Origin of the sequence: Cyclobacterium amurskyense, assembly GCF_001050135.1 — a bacterium.
Taxonomy (GTDB): domain Bacteria; phylum Bacteroidota; class Bacteroidia; order Cytophagales; family Cyclobacteriaceae; genus Cyclobacterium; species Cyclobacterium amurskyense.
Window position 1 is genome coordinate 5,869,076 of sequence record NZ_CP012040.1, and the last position, 19,778, is coordinate 5,888,853.

Below are 19,778 nucleotides of genomic sequence, written 5' to 3' on the forward strand. Positions count from 1 at the left end.
ATAAATCTCAAATTTACAGTATTAAGCGGCTTATACCACATTTTGACTCATTATTTTGATTTTGGCTGCCTTACATATAAGAAGTTGAGGATTACCCCTGAAAGAACCAGTAACATGCCTCCGTAGGTAATTAAATTGTAAGTTTCATCAAAGAGAATGTAGCCAAAGCCTAAAGCATAAATTATTCCGATATAATTCAGGTTTGCCACTTTTGCCAGATTGGCATTTTGGTAAGCCATGGTCATGTAGTACTGCGCCAGTTGAGTTAAAATACCTATTAATAGTAATAAAGCCCAATCCCAACCTTCTGGTTGTACCCAATAAAAGTAGCTTAAAACACCCGCAACAGGTATAGTGACAAGGGGAAAATAAAACACAATAACCAGTGGATGTTCCGTATTTTTAAGTTTCCGGATCACATTATAAGCCAACCCAGAAAATAAAGCAGACACAATCCCTATTCCCAGAAACAAGGCATCTATTCTAGGGTCAAAACCTTCGATAGTTAACACACCCAAAAAAGCAATGGCGAAGAAAACAAATTGCTTCGGTTTTACCTTTTCCTTGACTATAAATATACCCAAAATACTAGTAAAGATAGGGCCAAGATATTGGATGGTGACAGCACTTGCCAAAGGGATATTTTGGAGGGTATAGAAGAATGTAATTAAACCTACTGAGCCCACCACTCCCCTTAACACCAATAATTTCCTATTATTCCCCAAAACAGGTACTGATTTTCGCTTTAAAATCATGTAACTAAAGATAAAGCTGAAAACAGAGCGGAAAAGAATAATTTCAATGGCTGGAATATGGGGTAAAAATTTAACAGCAACATTCATTAGTGCGAAAAAACACACTGCCAGCAACATGTGCCTTACACTTGAATTACTCAAAATATCTTATTAAAACCTAGATTAAAATTACCTCATTAAAAGTCCTATAAAGAAAAATTGGTTCCAGAAAACAGATAAAACGAATAAAAGAAAACTAATTATCCTGAAATTTGTTTATCTATTTAAAAAAATGGGATTAAGAATCGGACAAAAGGCGCCAGACTTCACCTTACCATCCACATCAGGATCGGATTTTAAGCTTTCAAAAGACTTCTTTGGAAAAGCATGTATTATCTATTTTTACCCTAAGGATTTTACCGGAGGATGTACTGCACAGGCCTGTGAATTCAGAGATCAATTCGAGGAATTCAGGGACTTGGACCTTCCTGTAATTGGAATTAGCAGAGATGATATGGAAACTCACCTTCGGTTTAAAAAAGCCAATAAATTACCATTTGAGTTACTATCAGATACGAGCGGTGAAGTGTGTAAAAAATACGATGCATTGGTACCCATCATTGGTATACCTAAGCGAATCACCTATTTATTGGACAAAGGTCATGTCATTAAGGATGAATTCCAGGATATGTTTAATGCCAAAGCCCACATAAAAAAAATGCTGGAAAATTATTGAGCCAAATGTACCCTTATTGTAATGATCCTACTGACTTTGAATTAAAAATAAAGGGATGCATTACGCATCCCCTTATTTTTTGATTAAAAAAGCTTTTTATACTTTAGGCAGATTCCACCCATTGTTGTAATTGGCTTTTATTAATTTATTTGCTTTTCCACTAGTAAACTGGCCTTTGTCAGCATCCCAATAGATTTTTTCACCCAATTTATAGGCTACATTTCCCATATGGGCATTTATTGCAGCGATAGATCCAGTTTTAATTCCACAATGTAGCATGGATGGGTCATTGGCTTTCATGGCTTCCACGAAATTCCTACAATGTAACCTTTGTGCAGATCCTTCCGGCTTCACTAGCTCGATTGCTTCAATTTTCTCTTTTTTGGTACCATTTACATTTTCGGTTTCGGCAATTACTTTCCAACCACCACGATTTACTACCAGCGTACCATTGTTACCTATAAAGGCAATCCCCTCAGTCGTACCATAATTACCGCCGTCAATGCCTGTAGCATGCTCCCATAACATATTAAAGCCATCGTATTCATAGACGGTTTGCAATGTATCCGGAGTTTCTGAAGCATCATCAGGATAGGCCAACTTACCACCTGAAGCCATGATTGATTTAGGCGCACTAACCCCCATTGCATACAGGGCTATATCTATTTCGTGCACACCCCAATCCGTCATCAATCCACCGGCATAATCCCAAAACCAACGAAAGTTGAAATGAAATCTATTGGCATTGAAAGGCCTGTCAGGAGCTGGTCCAAGCCACATTTTATAATCTACGCCGGCAGGTGGCTGACTGTTTGGCAATTGTGGAACTGGATTCATCCAACCTTGATAAGCCCAGGTTTTAACCAATCTTATGTTTCCTAATTTCCCTGACTTTACCATTGCTATGGCTTGTTCATATTGGGATCCACTTCGCTGCCACTGTCCTACCTGAACAAGCTTCCCATATCTATCTGCTGCTTTCACCATCAAGTTGCATTCCTCTATAGAATTGGCGAGTGGTTTTTCGGTATAGGCATGTTTACCTGCTGAAAGACTATCTATCAGATTCAGGCAGTGCCAATGGTCAGGTGTTCCAATGATTACTGCATCAATATCGGGATCTTCAAGCATTAATCTATAATCCTTGTATTGTTTAGGCCTTTTTCCCCGAAGTTTGTAAACATCTTCACTACGTTGGTCTAAAACACTTTGGTCTACATCTGCAAGGGCCACACAATTGACTTCTGGTATGCGTAGATGGCTGTGCATATTTGACCAGCCCATCCCCTTACAACCAATTAAGCCGAAATTAATCTGGTCATTTGCCCCTATCCTAATAGCTCTGGCTTTTAGGTGCTCAGCAGACAAAAGTCCTGGCATTGCTGCTATCCCTGCTGAGGTCAGCAATGATTTATGGATAAATTTTCTTCTGGAATTCATTATTTATTATTTTAAGATAATGAATGGCTTAATCTAATTTTCTAGCCCAAATATTTCTAAAACTAACAGGGTTTCCATGATCCTGAATATGGAATGGCAATTCCTCATCATGGGCTACATAATGAGGAATACCAATGTATTGTGTCGGACCATGAAGAGTCACATTGTTTTGAACAAGCACCCCATTGTGAAATACCGTAATTCGTGCTGGAGAAATCAACATCCCTTTTGAGTCAAAGCGAGGAGCAGTAAAAACAGCATCGTAGGTATTCCACTCACCTGGAGGTCGCATGACATTTGCTAATGGAGGATGTTGTTTGTAAATACTTGCAGCCTGGCCGTTAGAATAGGTATTATTATCGTAGGAATCCAGAATCTGTAATTCATATTTCCCCATTAAAAAGAAGCCAGAATTGCCACGTCCTTGCCCATCACCTTTTACAACACTTGGCGAACGCCATTCAATATGTACCTGAACATCACCAAAAACCTCTTTGGTCTTGATGCCTCCCGTTTTGGCAACTACAGTAAAAACACCATCTTTAACTTCCCATTTAGGAAAACTACCATCCTTCTCACTTACCCAGGCATCCAGGTTATTCCCGTTGAAAAGTACAATAGCATCCGCAGGAGGTAGGTGGTTTTCACTACCTGGTGTTACAACTTGTACCACCGGCTCATAAAATTCAGTAGCCTGAGGTGGTAATTTAATTTCTTTCTCCTGAGCTGTAACAGAAAATGCTCCGGTAACACCCAGGGCTAAAAACAAAGAAAAGAATTTTGATTCCATTGGTATATTTTTGGTTTATAACTATGTAATATTCAAATTAAGTGATTTGTACCAGATAAACCCTAATTTAAGGGCATTAATTTTAATTAATACCAATAATTCAATTGATAATAGGTACTGGATTTCCAATAATAAAAATGATTTAAATCCAGCTTAAATGCTTAAGGTTTCTTTACAGTATTTATTATGATTACTTTTGCTATTCCATCGTCTTAAACCTTCAATTATTGTAAAAAACTGTACCTGAAATAGGTTTTTTACTATAATACTCTATTTATTATGAACAACCGACAGTTATTTTTATCTCATTTGGCTCAAACTACCGATTTCCCTCTGATGATAGAAATAGAAAAAGCAGAGGGAGTATTTCTTTATGGTTCAAATGGTGAGAAATACATGGATCTTATATCTGGAATTGGAGTAAGTAATATTGGTCATCGTCATCCAAATGTGTTGGCAGCAATTCACGATCAACTTGACAAATACCTACATTTAATGGTGTACGGGGAATACGTTCAGCAACCCCAAACCCTTCTAGCCCAGGCATTAGTCAACACATTACCAGATTCGTTAAACAATGTATACCTGGTCAATAGTGGTAGTGAAGCCATAGAAGGGGCTTTAAAACTGGCAAAAAGATTTAATAACCGAAGGGAAATTATTTCATGTGTAGATGCCTATCATGGTTCTTCTCATGGGGCCTTGTCTGTTGGGGGAAATGAACTCTTCAAACGGGCTTACCGACCCTTGCTACCAGGAATAAGAAACATAAACTATGGAGCGATAGAGCAACTAGAGCATATCACTACAGATACTTCCGCTATAATCTTAGAGACCATACAAGGTGAAGCTGGAGTAAGAATCGCAGACAAGGAATATTTTATGGCTTTGCGTGAAAAGTGTAACCAAACTGGTACACTACTAATTATGGATGAAGTCCAAACTGGTTTTGGAAGAACAGGTAAATTTTGGGCTTTTGAACATTTCAACATCGTGCCAGATATAGTGGTTTGCGCCAAAGGAATGGGAGGTGGTATGCCAATCGGTGCATTTGTTACATCGAAAAAGATCATGGATGTGTTTAAGGAAAACCCACTACTGGGACACATTACTACATTTGGAGGACACCCTGTGAGTGCTGCAGCTTCTTTAGCAACCATTCAAACAATAACAGAGGGCAATTTAATCGAACAAGTAGAGGAAAAAGCAACAATGTTTAAACGTTTGTTAGTCCATCCAAAAATTAAAGAGATAAGAAGCAAAGGCTTAATGATGGCTGTGGCTTTTGATTCATTTGAAGTGTTAAAACCAATAATAGACCGCTGCATAGATAATGGGGTCATAACAGACTGGTTCTTATATTGTGATAATGCCATGCGTATCGCTCCACCACTTACCATAAATTTTGAAGAGATACAGGAAGCTTGTCAATGTATTTTACAATCCATTAATGAGGATTAATGATAGTCAATTGTAACAGACTTGTCAATTCCCATATCTAAATTCAACAAAACAATATAACCAAAAGAATATCAATCTATTAAATAACAAAATACAATAGCAACACTCTTAGAAACCCAAGCTACAATAAAGTGAAATGGTTGTAAATATTTCGGGTTAAATAGATAGTGAAAATTTATAAATTTTGCTCTTTTATAAATCACTATTCTTTGTATTAAATTATTGTCTGCAAATGATTTGCAGATTCTACTGAGAGCAAATAGACAAAACTTTTAAATTTTGTTTAATTTGCAGAGAAATTGGTTATTCACGAATAGATTAATTAAAAAATTAACAAATTGCATTATGATGATTCGCTATTTTTTGTTCACCTTATTTTTATCCCTAAGCTTTACCCTTTCGGCTCAGGAACAACCTGCTCCAACTACAACTGAATTGGAAAATGGTACAATAGAGCAACAATTTGACTACTTGAAGAAGGTATCTACCAATTATCAAGAGTACAAAGTAATTAAATTGCGTTCACTTGAAAAACTGCAAACAAACATATTGGACTCTATCAAAGGATACCAATCTACCATACAGGAATTAAAAAGTACACTGCAAGAAAACAAAAAGCAAATAGACGATTTGAATCAGCGTCTTACAACTACCAAGGCTGATTTTGATCGAGCAGTTGAAGAAAAAGACAGCTTTAGTATTTTTGGCATGTTATTGCATAAGACTTTTTACAGCAATTTGGTATGGGGAATAATTATACTCTTGATAATAATTTTAGTGATTTCTTATTTCCGCTTTAAAAGAAGTCATCAAGTAACCGCCGAAACACAACAAAGTCTTGAGGATCTCCGTGAAGAGTTTGAATTACACCGTAGAAATACTTTAGAAAGAGAACGAAAACTTAATCGTCAATTGGTTGATGCATTAAACAACAAAGATTCATGAAAACCATTGCTATAGATATGGACGGTGTTCTAGCCGATGTTTATCAGCAATTTATTGATATGCATTTAGCAGAAAGCGGCATAACCTTAGAAAGGAATGACATGGTGGGAAAGGCTGAAGCAGAAGCTTTTCCACACCTTTTAAAACATGTAAACTCCAATGGCTTTTTTGAAACAGCCCCATTAATGGCAGGAAGTCAACAAGCGCTTAAAGAATTGTCTAAACATTACCGCCTATTTATTGTATCGGCTGCTACTGAATTTCCATTAAGTCTTGCCGAAAAACACAGCTGGCTAGGGAAACACTTCCCATTTATAACATGGCAACAAATGGTGTTTTGTGGCTCAAAGGAGATAATCAAGACAGATATAATGATTGATGATCATTTTAAAAACCTTGATGTTTTCGAAGGGAAAACTTTTCTATATACCCAACCTCATAATGAAAATGCCAGCCCTGGAAAACATCAAAGGGTAAACGATTGGCAAGAAATTCAAAAAATATTATTGCCCTAAAACACAAAGTCTCAATAGATCACACATATCACCGTATCTAAAACTTTAATAAAATATTCGGTAGTTAATTAAGGGAATTGGTCGGATTTAGCACAAAACATTACTTATTGTTATGGAAGAATTCCATTTAACCCGGATTATGTAATAGAATTTCTCCGTCCTGACAATAGTCAGGGGTGAAGCCTGTCCCGTGTTTACGGGAAGTGTTGCAATCGCAAGAAAATCAGGCTGTTTGGAGATTTTAGCATAGCACCGCTTTGGTGAAATTGAAAACAGCAACGAAGTGGCTAATTTTAAAGCGATTTCAGTACGTAATAGAATGTCTATTGCATATTTCGGGTTTAAGTAGCAACCTTAGGGTGGTTGCGAAAATTCTTCTCAAGGCTTTAGATTCCATATAAAAAAAAATTCCACCCTTATAAAAACCAGATAACGATTTTTCTTGGATGGAATTTAAAAATTTGTGCCTTTTGGCAAATGTATTACTTAAGCAAAGAAAGGATAGATCAATAATTTTTCCAGATCTAAGCAATAAGCCTTTATATAAAATGATTTAATCGTTAGGTAGCCAATTTTACATCAATGGCACTTAAACCCTTAGGAGTTTTCTCAGTTTCGAAGGTAACTTGATCATTTTCTCTTACATCATCAACCAATCCTTTCACATGGACAAATATGCTGTCCTGAGATTCCAAGTCTTTAATAAACCCATATCCCTTTGATTCATTGAAAAAAGTAACTTTACCTTTTCTTCTAAGATCTTCCGGATCTATAGGGGCTTGCTTAGACACACTTACTTCAATGTCCTCAAGCTCAATTTTTTTCTTCTTAACTGTAGGATCAGGAGGCGTTGAAGTGATATTCCCATCTTCGTCTACATAGGCAATCATATCATCCAGGTCTCCTCCTTTATTGGAATTGGATTTCCTTACCTCTTTTTTTTCTTCCTTCTCTTTCTTCTTCCTTAATCTTTTTTTCTCTTTTTCTTTTTTGTTAAAAGTTTCTTTCGATTTTGCCATAAATTATTTTTTGTTCTTACGTTTGTTTCATCCAGACATTAACCCGATCTTCTAATAAATGCCTCCCAAATAATTGAAGATACTTTCATTTGGAAGAGCAAGAGATCCGAAAAAAATCCAATTCAATCCGGTACTATCTCCAAGATAATTGGGTATTTTTTCTCTGGGTAGGTACAAATTTGGCCAAAATAATGGATTTTTCCTATTTCATCTCATTAATATATTTTTTAAATCACCTTCTAAACTGCTATTAACGAAATTTAACCCTGTAATTAAATTATTATTGATCAGACAAGGGTAAATCACATCAAATCCAGCGGATTAGGACTGGAGTATTAAAAACACTGAATTAAAATTTTATCGGCAAAATGATAATGGGTTTTCATGTTAAAAAAGAAGAATTATCGTATTTTCGGGATTGGAGAATTCGAAAATTCTTTGAAACCTTAGCCAATACTTCAATTAGAAGTAATATTAAATTTTAACCAAAATCATTAATCAATGAAAAATTGCTATCCCTTATTACTTTTCGTTGGTCTGATCTTCAGCCAACTAGCCTTGGGACAATCCCAACAAGGCCAGCTTATCAGAATTATGGTAAGCCCCTCCAAAGCAGACATGATTTACCAAAAAGGTGATAACATTTCATTTGATGTAGCAGTATATAAGTTTGGTCAATTGGTAGAGGGTGCAGAAATAGAATATGAAATTGGACCAGAAAAAATGGAGCCTGTATTAACAGGTAACAGCACCCTGAAAAAAGGAACTACCACCTTGAAAGGCGGAAAACTTAGCGTGCCAGGGTTTATAAGATGTAAGGTCACGTACAAAGAAAATGGAAAAACTTATAGCAACACAGGCACTGCAGGAATTGCACCATTGGACATTCAACCAACCACTACCTTACCAAAGGATTTTGAGGAGTTTTGGGAAGAAGGTAAAAATGCATTAAAAGGCATTCCTTTGGAGCCTGTGCTAACACTTATACCAGAGCGCTCTACCCACCACACAAATGTTTACCATGTGTCCTTTAGCAACATTAGCGGTAAAATTTACGGCATATTAACCAAGCCTAAGAAACCTGGAAAATACCCGGCTATTCTACATGTTCCAGGAGCAGGGATCAGACCCTATTATGGCGCCAATATTAACCAGGATGTAATCGCTTTACAGATTGGTATTCATGGGATTCCTGTTGACCAATATGAATCTTCGTTATACAAAGATTTAGGTGCTGGTGCATTGTCTAACTACAATAGAATATTTCTTGATGACAAAGACAAATACTACTACAAGAGAGTATATTTAGGTTGTGTAAGGGCTGTTGATTTTATATTTGCACAAGAAGAATTTGATGGTGAAAATATTGGTGTGATGGGGGGAAGCCAAGGAGGTGCTCTATCCATTATTACTGCAGGTTTGGACGATAGGATTAAATACTTGGTAAGCTACTACCCAGCCCTTTCAGATCTTACTGGATACCTACATGGTAGAGCAGGAGGATGGCCTCATTTATTTAGAGATGAATGGAGCAATAAGGCAGAGAAAATTGAAACCTCAAAATATTATGATGTAGTTAATTTTGCAAGGTTTGTTAAAGTTCCTGGATTTTACTCTTGGGGATTTAATGACAATGTTTGTCCTCCTACCTCCATGTATTCAGCATTTAATGTAGTGCCTGGAAAGAAAGAATTGTCACTCTATCATGATGCGTCTCATTGGCGTTATGCAGAACAAAGTGAAGAAGGTCACAATTGGTTGGTCCAAAAAATTGGTACCAAATAATCTTTGACTTTAAGCGAAAAATGCCTGAAAATATTAATTTTCAGGCATTTTCTATTTAACCCTGATTATGTAATAGGATTTCTCCGTCCTGACAATAGTCAGGGGTGAAGCCTGTCCCGTGTTAACGGGAAGTGTTGCAATCGCAAGAAAATCAGACTGTTTGGAGATTTTAGCATAGCACCGCTATGGTGAAATTGAAAACAGCAACGAAGTGGCTGATTTCAAAGCGATTTCAGCACGAAATAGAATGTCTATTGCATATTTCGGGTTTAAGCTATATTCTAATTATTGACATGTGTCTATCAATGGCCAACTTGTTAAATTGGAGATTAAAAATTTGCTTATTAGGGCAAAAGTTGAGTACAATTTATAAGCACTAAAGTTTAAGCATTAGCGTGATCTATTTATTTCAATCTGGCCAAGAAGTCTCTATACCTTGGGACCTTACAAAAGCCTGAAACTCTTTTAGAAGCTCACTGTTTTCTCTTATCGTTTTTGGACTTACTCCCTTAGTAATGGCAAAAGGAACTAGCATTCCTGCAGCCTCTCCAATACTCCATTCTACTGGATGTAATCGATAACAACCATTAGTTATATGTGTCGTACCAATATTTTTATTGGCTGGTAAAAGGTTTTCTGTTTCCTGAGGTATCAATGCGCCTAAAGGTATCTGAAATGGCAAGGAGGCAAAATCAATATAATTATCCCCTTCACTGCTCGGGTGAAGATCAATATGATAATAGCCAATACCTACGCTATCGTAGAATTCGGCTGCTTTTAAATCCTTCCCTTCAAGTCCTGATACTTGGGAACGCTGTTCTGCACCTACATGCTCCTCTAACACTGTAAACAGCGCTTTAATCCGCCTAGACTCCCTTACATAAGGGTATTTCGCCAAACCATCTTCTGTCCCCATTAAGTCATTTCTTAGTCTAAGCCCAGGCCATCCTTTGCCACCATCAGGTCTTGGCGCCTCAGTTTGTAACCAATACAGTAAAGACAAACTTTGCTGTTTACTTGCCTCTATGTGCTTTTTAAATTCAGCCTCACTAACATCAACTATATTTCCAGAGACATAATCATTTTGTGGCCAGTTAACCAAAGTTGCATCTCCTTGGTAGAAACCTGGCTGGTGATTTCCCTGAAAAATGATTTTGCGGTAAACCATCAGGTTTAGCTTATTGCCAGTCTTAATACCTTCAGGATGAAAACCAAGTTCTTTGGGTTGCACATCTTTAGGATTACTGTAATTCAATTCAAGCATCTTCCCGGCCCATGGAGGGTTCATCTGAGGTGTAAAATCTCTCCAGTAGTCATAATCTGAAGGTTTAGGAATTGTCCAGTCCTCCCCCTTCACATAATCCATGGCAAAACACATTGTGAAGGATTGGTTGTTATTGGGTCTATGGGTCACTCCGGCATGGAATTCGCCAGTATCAGCCTTGGCCTCACTCCCTGTAATATAGGCTGTTCCTGTCAAAGGAAGTAAATCACCCAGCTCAGTAGCGTCTACAAAATAAGCCCCTTCCAAAAGCACATCCTTATTAGTTATCAAGTTTTTAGCAATCAAAGCCTGCACTTTTTTGCCTGTTACTTTGGCAGAATTCACTTTGTGATGCTTCAACAAAATAAGTTTGCGAGCACTTTCATAGGCAGCAAACATTTCCTGTAAAACCATATGCCCCACTTTGGGTTCAAAGCAAAGACGAGAAACAGAACCCCCTCCTGGATTAAGCCTCTTGTTGGCCGCTGCTTCCTTAGTCAGGGGGTAATACCTTTTGTAATAATCTCTGATTTTCTCTCTAAAAATTCTATACAACTCAGGAGCCCCATGTGTTTCAATCCATTTGTGTTCATCCGGTGGCACTCCTTGTTGCGAAAGCTGTCCTCCCAACCAATCCGTTTCTTCGGTCATTACCACCGTCAAACCATTTCTAAGTGCAGCAAAGGCTGCAGAACATCCTCCTAAGCCTGCGCCTGCTATTATAAGATCAGCTTTTAAAGTTTTACCATTTTCATTTATGTTCACACTTTTCCTACTTTGACTAGCGTGAACCGGAATACCTGTAAGTGTGGCTGAAGCGATGGTACCTCCGCCCAACACCACCTTCCCCATAAAGTTTCTTCTATTCATTTTATCTTAAAGACTTAAAATTGAACGTTAAACTATTTAATTTTTTCCAAATTTTTCCAGACCTGAAACAATCCTCTGGGTACATGAAAACACCCTTTCCACTTCCCACCTTTTAAGGGCAATTGCACTTTGCCATAGCGGTCCAAGTAACCAAACCACTCAGGGGACTCCGGATCTTTAAAATGTTTCCAAGTATAGTCATGTACTTTATTAAACCACTGAAGGCATTCATTATTGCCCGTGATGGCATATGCTTTCGATAAAAACACTAGGGTTTCTAAATGAACCCACCATAACTTTTGGTTCCATTCTAATTTTTCAGAAGGGTGCCCACATATGTCCAGAAAATAATAAATACCCCCGTAATCCTTATCCCAACCATATTCAAGTGTTTTCAAACCTGTATCAATGGCTTTTTGACACAAATCCTCATCATTATATTTTTGACTAAGGTCTAGCATAAACCACATCGCTTCAATAGCATGTCCGGGACTCGTTAACCGCCCCTCAAAGGAATCAGAAAAGCTTCCATCAAGGTTCACATTTTCTAATATCAAACCTGAATCCTTTTGAAGAAACACCTCCATCACCTCACGAATAACAGCAGGAACCAAGGAAGACACCTTTTCATCATCCAGCAACGCACCCATCTCTAAGGTTAAATTACTGAGGATCATAGGTAAAGCAAAGCTTTTTAAATTTCTCGTACCCGGAAAGGTTTTGCTATAAATCCCTTTGGGATTGTCCCTTCGTTCTAAAATATTATCAAAGGTTTTTATAGCTAAAGTTGCGTACTCCTCATTAGGTTCAATTTTATTCAATGCTGCAAATGCCATGGCCGCAAAACAATCAGAAAAGATATTATAAGGCTGAACCAATGGCTTTCCTTTTTGATCTAATGAAAAATAAAAAGCGCCCTGTTCATCCCTTCCATGTTCAATTAAAAATGCTGCTCCGCTCTTTGCTATTTTAAGCCATTCTTCATTGGGTTCTACCTGTTCATACAACATGGCAAACATCCAAATTTGCCTGGCTTGCAACCAAACAAATTTATCAGTATCGTACACCTTCCCATATTGGTCCAAACAGGTAAAGTAACCTCCATTTACTTTATCAGGACTATTATTTTCCCAAAACGGAATTACTTGATCCAACAATTCCCCTTTGTATAATTCTAAATATTGCTTCATTTCAATTTATTTGTTCAAGACTTATCACCCAACCAGTATTCTTCTATTTCCTCCAGACTCTTTCCAGCGGTCTCAGGTATTTTTTTCCATAGTATATACAAATAGGGAAAACACATCATTGTGAAAAACAAAAAAGTGCCTGATGGCCCTAAATTTTCTAAAAACCATGGAGTCAATTGGCCTACTAAATACGTTCCTATCCAAAGCGAAAATCCTGCAATTGACATGGCCAAACCACGTATTTTAGTGGGATACATTTCGGATAGCAAGACAAAAATTACCGCTGAAATAGAAATCGCTGTGAAAAAAATATATGCTAGAAAAAGGATCAATATGAAAATGGATGGCAAGTTGTAAATTTCACTTCCGTAAAAATAAAAGCTGATCAATAGTAAGGAAAGAATCATCCCTGACACCCCAAAGTACACTAATTTTTTTCTCCCAACTTGGTCTATAATGAACAATGCCAAGATGGTGGTCAATACATTAACAACCCCTACCATCACCTGATAATAAAGCGCATCTCCCCCACTTAATCCCGCCTGTTCAAAAATACTTGGCCCATAGTATAACACAGCATTGACGCCCATAAACTGACCTAAAATAGCGATGGCCATCCCTAGCAAAACAGGCTTTAGAATTACAGGGTTTTTCAAAAGCTCCCAGCTGCTTTCTTTGGTTTGGTTAGCTTGTTTGAGTACTTCTTCTACCTTGTCTTTTCCTGCAACCGTAGAAGCGTATAGTCTTACAAACACCTTTTCGGCTTTGGTCGTTTGGTCATTTATTACAAGCCACCTTGGACTCTCAGGAATAAATAATAGAATTATAAAGAAAGAAAGAGCGGGTAGAATCTCCATGCCTAACATTGCTCTCCAAACTTCTTCATGAAACACTTTAGCCAATAAAGTACCTTCTTGGAAAATGAGGGTTTCTGCCAAGCTCAACAACTCGTAGTTCGTTAAAAAGGCACCTAAAAACCCAATAGTGATGGCCAATTGGTATAACGAGACCAAGCTACCTCTAATCGAGGAAGGCGCTACTTCTGAAATATACATCGGTGAAACAATCGAAACCATCCCTATACCTGCCCCTCCAATGATTCTGTATAAGATCAATTCAGTAAAACTACTCGCTACGGCGCATCCCAAGGCTGAAATCGAAAATAAAACGGCAGAAAGAAGCATTACTTTTTTTCTACCATATTTATCAGAAAGACCACCAGCAAGGCTTACGCCTACAATAGACCCTAATAATGCGCAACCTACATACCATCCCTGGGCTATTACATCCAAGTTAAATTGTTTGCTAACCTGACTAATCGTCCCTGAAATCACTGCCGTGTCGTATCCAAATAAAAACCCTCCAATGGCAGCCACAAGCGATAAGAATATTATATAGAGGTAAGAAGGGTTTATCTTCATAAAAAAGGTTGTTTATTTTCACTAAAAAAGGAGGGTTGTATCAATCTATCTGATCTTATAAAATACTGGTACCTAAAATAGTTGATTAAAGTTGAAATATACAACACTCTTTATATAAGCTGTAAAAACATAGAAATATCAGTCCATTGATTCTTTAAATTTAAACGAATTCCCGTCCACTTTACTCAGTGAGCTAAGGGTAGAATGAATTTATTGATTTAACATTTCTGGTAATACCCAATTAAGCTCTTTGTCGTAATAAATTTTCCCATTTGAAATCCGCAAAGGAGAATCTACATTATTGTGGTACAATTGACCAGTACCTAAACCTTGAGGCATTTCACCTTTTAAAGTGGAAGTGAGCTGGGCGATAGCGTTAAGTCCAATATTACTTTCTAATGCTGAAGTCATCCACCAACCTGTATTTGTCAGTTGAGCGAGCTTAACCCATTCTCTGGTTGCTACTATTCCACCGAGTAAGGTTGGTTTTAATATTAAAAAATGTGGTTTGATGGACTCAAGAAGTTTCAATCTATTCTCCCTTCCATATACCCCAATCAGTTCTTCATCTAGAGCAATGGGGATAGGAGTTTCCTTGCATAACTTCCCCATCTCCTGCACCAAACCAGGCTGAATAGGTTGCTCAATGCTATGAATACCAAAATCTGCTAGTCTATTCAGTTTCTCCAGAGCATTCTCAGGAGTGAAGGCCCCATTTGCATCCACACGAATCGTTATTTTTTCCTCAGAAAATCGAGACCGAATCTTTTCTAAAAGTTCACATTCCTGATCAAAGTTGATGGCTCCAATTTTCATTTTTATGCAATTGTAGCCTTGTTCCAGCTTTTGGTCTATCTGCTTTTCCATAAAGCCCTTTTCTCCCATCCATACCAATCCATTTATGGGAAGGGCTGTACCTCTATTATAAAAATCACAGTCCAGTATTTTCCTTTCACCACCTTTGGTAAGGTCCAAAATAGCTGTTTCAAGGGCAAACCGGATACTAGGAAAATCATTTAAATCCATGGCATTAAGCTTAGATAGAATTTCTTCTTGATTGGCTCGAAACGCTATTTTCTCCACCAATTTTAAAATCTTCAAGGCTTTTTCCAAAAAATCAGGCACATCATCTCTACTTAAGCCATTTAAAGGTCCAGCTTCCCCAATGCCAATAAGCCCAGGGAATTTGTCTGAAGAAACTTGTATAAAGTAGGTCAATTTTTCTCGCAATACCCCTCTACTGGTTCCTGCCTCGAACTTGAATTTCAGTGAATAGGCCTTAATTGAAGCTTTGATGCAAAACATTTGATCCATTTTTCTAATTAGTTACTTCCAAATATGGCCATTTTCTTCGGAAGCATAAATGCGCATAAGCAGAAATCAATCCTGAACTTAGAAATAATTCAAAAGTGAAACCTGTATCAAGAAGGATTGAATAATGACCTTGAATTGGTTTGAAACGGCTATATTTGTGTCGGATTTATAATAAATGTTCAATTTCGAGAATTATTAAATATATGTGCATTAAAAGTGCTCCAAAACTCCAGGATTATTTCTACGAGCTACCAGATGAATTTATTGCCAAATACCCTCTTGAGCATAGAGATAGTTCCAAGCTTTTGCATTACGAAAATGGTAGCATACTGCACAAACAATTCACAAACATTGCAGAGTTAATTCCTGAAAGCAGTCATCTTGTCTTTAACAATACAAAGGTAATTCCTGCCAGACTTCACTTCCGAAAACCCACAGGGGCCAAAATTGAAATTTTCTTATTAAATCCACTTCTACCTTCTACGCTTATTCAGCAATCCATGGAAAGTAAAGGTCCACTAACATGGAAGTGTATGATAGGAAACCTGAAAAGGTGGAAAGAAAATGAACAACTCAGCTGTGAAATCGACCTTAATGAAACCACCTACAGCATACAAGCAAAACTAATCAATAGGGAAAATAGAGAAGTTGAATTGAGTTGGAGTCCCGATGACATATCCTTTGCAGAACTAGTGGAAGCTAGCGGAGAGGTGCCACTTCCCCCATATTTAAACAGAGAGGCGGAAGAAGACGATAAATTGCGTTATCAAACAGTGTACTCCGATAAAGAGGGCGCAGTAGCGGCCCCAACTGCCGGTCTCCACTTTACAGACAAAACTTTTGAGGAATTAAAATCCAATGGAATCTCTGTAGAATACCTCACCTTGCATACTGGAGCGGGCACTTTTCAGCCCATCAAGCATAACAATGTCATTGAGCACCCAATGCACAGTGAACAAATGGTGTTTTCAAAACAAAATATTCTTAATTTGATTAGTGCCAAAGGAAACATTATAGCTGTAGGAACTACTTCTATGCGTTCATTGGAAAGCCTGTATTGGTTTGGCGTTTATCTTATTAATGGCTATTCAGATACCTTTCGAATAGAAAAATTAGCTCCCTACCAAGAATACGCCAAGCTTCCAGGAAAAGTAGAAAGCCTTGAAGCCGTTCTACAATGGATGGAGAAAAACAATATGGGTCAATTGATTGGGACAACTGAGATATTTATTTTTCCCGGATACCAATTTAAACTCTGTAATGGCCTAATAACCAATTTTCACCAACCTGGTTCTACATTAATTCTCCTTGTAGCAGCATTTACCCACGGAAACTGGAAAGAGATCTATAAAGAGGCAGTTAATAATAAATACAGATTCTTAAGTTACGGAGACAGCAGTCTCTTATGGAACAATAAATTAACTTAGGCTCAGGTGAATAAGAATAAATTAGCAGCTTTTATGGAAAAAATTTCAGTCAAACTTACACAGACAAGCTGTACTCCATAGTCCTTCTCTAATAAGTATTCTTCAGGTTCTTATGCTTATCTTATTGGAAATTTGTCATTTACAACCTAATTTTCAACAGTAGCTTAACCACAAATTGAATTGTAGCCTTATAACACTCTATTAATGGTTTCCTTCATCAAAACTAGCATTTTTCTTTCCCTCTTTATCGCATTTATCAGCAATGCCTATACGCAGGTTGATACTGTAAGGCATTACAGCCAAAGCCTTAACAAGGAAATGCCTTATGCAATCACTTTCCCTGATTCTTATAACAATAATAACGATGGATATCCTGTGGTTTATCTGCTACATGGTGCCGGAGGTGATTACAGCAATTGGCATAAGAGTGTAAAAAATTCAGGACTACTTTCCCAATTGGCCAATACTTATGAAGTACTTATAGTTACTCCAGAAGTTGGCCCTTATAGCTATTACTATAATAGTCCATTAATGGATTCTGTACGCTACGAATCCTACATTACAAATGACCTAATAAAAGAAATAGATGGAAAGTATAGAACCATTGCTGACAAATCTGGTAGAGCAATCACAGGACTTTCTATGGGAGGACATGGGGCGTTGATGTTAGGTGCAAAACATCCCGAGTTGTTTGCAGCAATAGGATCCATGAGCGGTGTTACCAATATTGATACTAGGCTTTGGGATGTAGATGAAAACAGAAGGTCGCAAAGGGTTAATCAGCAAAAGGAAATGTTAGGTGCTATTAATTATGATGCGCCTTACAGTACCTATACCGCTGTAGGATTAATTGACAAAATGAAGGAAAAGGGTATCAAAATGATTATAGATTGTGGGACAGAGGATTTTCTAGTAAAGGTCAACAGGCAATTTCACAAGCTACTATTGGAGGCCGGAGTGGAACATGATTATATTGAAAGACCTGGAGCCCATAATTGGGAATATTGGACCAATGCACTTCCCTATCATTTTCTTTTCTTTGATAACATTTTATCAAAAAAATTTGCTAAAAACTCTCTTAATTAATGAAGACCGGTGACTTTTTATGTTTTTTTTAAACTCTACATCAAAAGATTTTTTAATTAATGGGTAGACCTTAAAGGAATATACATTCCTCTCCATTCCCTCGTCGATCCGATCAATAAAATCATAGGCTTTACAATTTGATTGCAGCGCGTTTACAATAAAAGTTTTATTGAAACTAATGCCTAAACAAGCAATGCCTTTTATAGAAAAATCCATTTTTCTATAGTGCATTCTAAAAGAAATTCCTCCCTCCGGATGTTCCCAATAAAAATTTTGGGTATCAGCACCCCATTTAGTGGATATTTCCCCATAGGTTTGCCAAGAAAGTTCCTTAAAAACATACTGGTTAAATAAAACACCTTCTCGCTCACACTTGTTTTTTCGCTGATCCACAGAATAACCATCCAATGCTTCCCCTTTCTCATTGATGTCAACGGCTGATTTTTCTCGGATTGAAACTACATCTGTACAATGTTTACTATTTTTTCTCACAACCCTAACAGGGTAAAACTCCTCTAACTTTAATCGAGTCAATAAAGGCATTTCACCATATTCCATTAAAGAGCTGTTTATAGGCTGTGCCAATTTATTGCTATTCTCTTTAATACATATTTGACTTAAACCATTCGGTAATTTTTCGGAAAACCTCTTTTCAAACTTTATCCCTATTCCTAAATTTTTAAAATATTTCCCAATTAGCCAGGCTTCCTCTTTGGGTATTTCGCCCATTGCCAATCTAGACTTATCGCAATATATTGTAGGTTTTAGTCCATCATTCAAAAATTTTATTGCCAATGCCAGAGTAAGCAAATCATGGCCTTCTATGGCGATTTCTTTTTCTGTAACCTCCTCATTTTCAAAATTATTTGAAAGTTTAAAGAAAGAAGGATGGTTATAGTAATTGTTATTGGTAACAATTCTAATTTGATCGAATTCATGAATAATTAACAAAAAATCATAAGAAGTGTAGCCGGTACTGTGATAGATTTTATTGTCTCTTGTGTTAATATCCTTTACACTTGAGGAGTTAAATCTAACCTTTATGTTGTCCACATGGTAATAGCTAGGATCTTCACATATGGATGTCAAAGTTTTACCTTTTAATGAAAAAAATGCATCCAATAAAAGGGGGGTAAAACCAGATTCCTCGAAAAAAGTAACATCTGACTGTTTAACCTTTTTTTGCCACCTAAGTATAAAATCTATCCCCGATAAACCCATTCCAACAACAACCAGGTGTGGTGAATTTTCTTTGCTCTTTTGGAGTATTCTGTTTTTCAAAATAAATGTATGAATTAAAAAATCTCTACTTTTAAAGAAATCTATAAAGCCAAAAATCAGGCCAGAATTTTAAATTCATACTCCACAATAAAATTGAAATCCTTCTATAAAGCAGGAATAACCCCTATCATACCTATTAATAATGTCGTTTTTTCTAAATACAGTTTAAAATCAAATTTTGCAATCGTCTCCCCCTCCCCCTCGATCTGAATTGTAACCACAAGATAAACAGGCTTCTTGAAAGTAAATTTTCATGTAGTCGTATTACTAATTAAAAGCATTTTTTCATTTTTAGTATTTGCTTCTATTTATCCTGGAATAGTATGGCAAAAAAAAAATCTCTCAATCAAATCAAATGGACAACCCCATTATTTTGTTTCAAAATTTGTGGCCCTTTAATCTGATGACTAACATTTAATAAAATAAATTTTTAGTATTCCACTAAGTAGCTTGTTTATTATATTGTAAAATGTCCTATATTTCAGAGATTTTAGTTTACA

16 protein-coding genes are annotated in these 19,778 nt (G+C 37.0%); 7 read left to right on the forward strand and 9 right to left on the reverse strand.

Annotation, left to right across the window (positions count from 1 at the left end; all coding sequences use genetic code 11):
* Nucleotides 1–50: 50 nt before the first annotated feature.
* Complete coding sequence (locus CA2015_RS23260; protein WP_048644064.1) at nt 51–872, reverse strand: DMT family transporter; 822 nt, start codon at nt 870–872, stop codon at nt 51–53.
* A 154-nt stretch (nt 873–1,026) separates the two neighbouring features.
* Here CA2015_RS23260 and CA2015_RS23265 point away from each other — a divergent pair, with 154 nt between their 5' ends.
* Nucleotides 1,027–1,470 (forward strand): peroxiredoxin, encoded by a 444-nt coding sequence (locus CA2015_RS23265; RefSeq protein ID WP_048644065.1) that lies wholly within the window; start codon nt 1,027–1,029, stop codon nt 1,468–1,470.
* Nucleotides 1,471–1,566: 96 nt separating this feature from the next.
* Here CA2015_RS23265 and CA2015_RS23270 read toward each other — a convergent pair whose 3' ends face one another.
* Nucleotides 1,567–2,910: a Gfo/Idh/MocA family protein gene (locus CA2015_RS23270; protein WP_048644066.1), complete on the reverse strand. Its 1,344-nt coding sequence runs from the start codon at nt 2,908–2,910 to the stop codon at nt 1,567–1,569.
* A 28-nt stretch (nt 2,911–2,938) separates the two neighbouring features.
* On the reverse strand, nt 2,939–3,700 hold the full coding sequence (locus tag CA2015_RS23275; RefSeq protein WP_048644067.1) for a 3-keto-disaccharide hydrolase: 762 nt from the start codon (nt 3,698–3,700) through the stop codon (nt 2,939–2,941).
* 279 nt (nt 3,701–3,979) lie between these two features.
* Between CA2015_RS23275 and CA2015_RS23280 the strand changes: the two genes are divergently transcribed.
* The 3 genes from CA2015_RS23280 (at nt 3,980) to CA2015_RS23290 (ending at nt 6,621) form a co-directional block, all read left to right on the forward strand.
* Nucleotides 3,980–5,161 (forward strand): aspartate aminotransferase family protein, encoded by a 1,182-nt coding sequence (locus tag CA2015_RS23280; RefSeq protein WP_048644068.1) that lies wholly within the window; start codon nt 3,980–3,982, stop codon nt 5,159–5,161.
* Between the two features lie 345 nt (nt 5,162–5,506).
* Nucleotides 5,507–6,106 (forward strand): hypothetical protein, encoded by a 600-nt coding sequence (locus tag CA2015_RS23285; protein WP_240477878.1) that lies wholly within the window; start codon nt 5,507–5,509, stop codon nt 6,104–6,106.
* Entirely contained in the window at nt 6,103–6,621 is a 519-nt protein-coding gene (locus CA2015_RS23290) for a 5' nucleotidase, NT5C type (RefSeq protein WP_048644069.1), read from the forward strand. The genes CA2015_RS23285 and CA2015_RS23290 overlap by 4 nt, the downstream gene beginning before the upstream one ends.
* A 560-nt stretch (nt 6,622–7,181) precedes the next feature.
* Here CA2015_RS23290 and CA2015_RS23295 read toward each other — a convergent pair.
* On the reverse strand, nt 7,182–7,640 hold the full coding sequence (locus tag CA2015_RS23295) for a cold-shock protein (RefSeq protein ID WP_048644070.1): 459 nt from the start codon (nt 7,638–7,640) through the stop codon (nt 7,182–7,184).
* Nucleotides 7,641–8,141: 501 nt separating this feature from the next.
* On the opposite strand from CA2015_RS23295, the gene CA2015_RS23300 reads away from it, so the two are divergent.
* Nucleotides 8,142–9,425: an acetylxylan esterase gene (locus CA2015_RS23300; protein WP_048644071.1), complete on the forward strand. Its 1,284-nt coding sequence runs from the start codon at nt 8,142–8,144 to the stop codon at nt 9,423–9,425.
* Nucleotides 9,426–9,834: 409 nt separating this feature from the next.
* Here CA2015_RS23300 and CA2015_RS23305 read toward each other — a convergent pair whose 3' ends face one another.
* From CA2015_RS23305 to CA2015_RS23320, 4 genes are all read right to left on the reverse strand, one after another.
* The gene (locus CA2015_RS23305; protein ID WP_048644072.1) at nt 9,835–11,559 is read right to left on the reverse strand and encodes an FAD-dependent oxidoreductase; all 1,725 of its coding nucleotides are present in this window, start codon (nt 11,557–11,559) and stop codon (nt 9,835–9,837) included.
* A gap of 32 nt (nt 11,560–11,591) precedes the next feature.
* A complete protein-coding gene (locus tag CA2015_RS23310) occupies nt 11,592–12,749 on the reverse strand; it encodes an AGE family epimerase/isomerase (protein WP_048644073.1) in 1,158 nt (385 codons plus the stop codon).
* 14 nt (nt 12,750–12,763) lie between these two features.
* Nucleotides 12,764–14,170 carry a sugar porter family MFS transporter gene (locus CA2015_RS23315; protein WP_048644074.1) on the reverse strand — a complete coding sequence of 469 codons (1,407 nt, stop codon included), beginning with the start codon at nt 14,168–14,170 and terminating at the stop codon, nt 12,764–12,766.
* A gap of 210 nt (nt 14,171–14,380) precedes the next feature.
* Nucleotides 14,381–15,475: an o-succinylbenzoate synthase gene (locus CA2015_RS23320; protein WP_316934192.1), complete on the reverse strand. Its 1,095-nt coding sequence runs from the start codon at nt 15,473–15,475 to the stop codon at nt 14,381–14,383.
* A 212-nt stretch (nt 15,476–15,687) separates the two neighbouring features.
* Between CA2015_RS23320 and CA2015_RS23325 the strand changes: the two genes are divergently transcribed.
* Together CA2015_RS23325 and CA2015_RS23330 are read left to right on the forward strand one after the other, a co-directional pair.
* Complete coding sequence (locus tag CA2015_RS23325) at nt 15,688–16,911, forward strand: S-adenosylmethionine:tRNA ribosyltransferase-isomerase (protein ID WP_205749788.1); 1,224 nt, start codon at nt 15,688–15,690, stop codon at nt 16,909–16,911.
* 204 nt (nt 16,912–17,115) lie between these two features.
* The gene (locus CA2015_RS23330; RefSeq protein ID WP_048644076.1) at nt 17,116–17,997 is read left to right on the forward strand and encodes an alpha/beta hydrolase; all 882 of its coding nucleotides are present in this window, start codon (nt 17,116–17,118) and stop codon (nt 17,995–17,997) included.
* On the opposite strand, the gene CA2015_RS23335 is transcribed toward CA2015_RS23330, so the two are convergent.
* A complete protein-coding gene (locus CA2015_RS23335) occupies nt 17,965–19,278 on the reverse strand; it encodes an FAD/NAD(P)-binding oxidoreductase (RefSeq protein ID WP_048644077.1) in 1,314 nt (437 codons plus the stop codon). The genes CA2015_RS23330 and CA2015_RS23335 overlap by 33 nt on opposite strands.
* Nucleotides 19,279–19,778 lie beyond the last annotated feature (500 nt).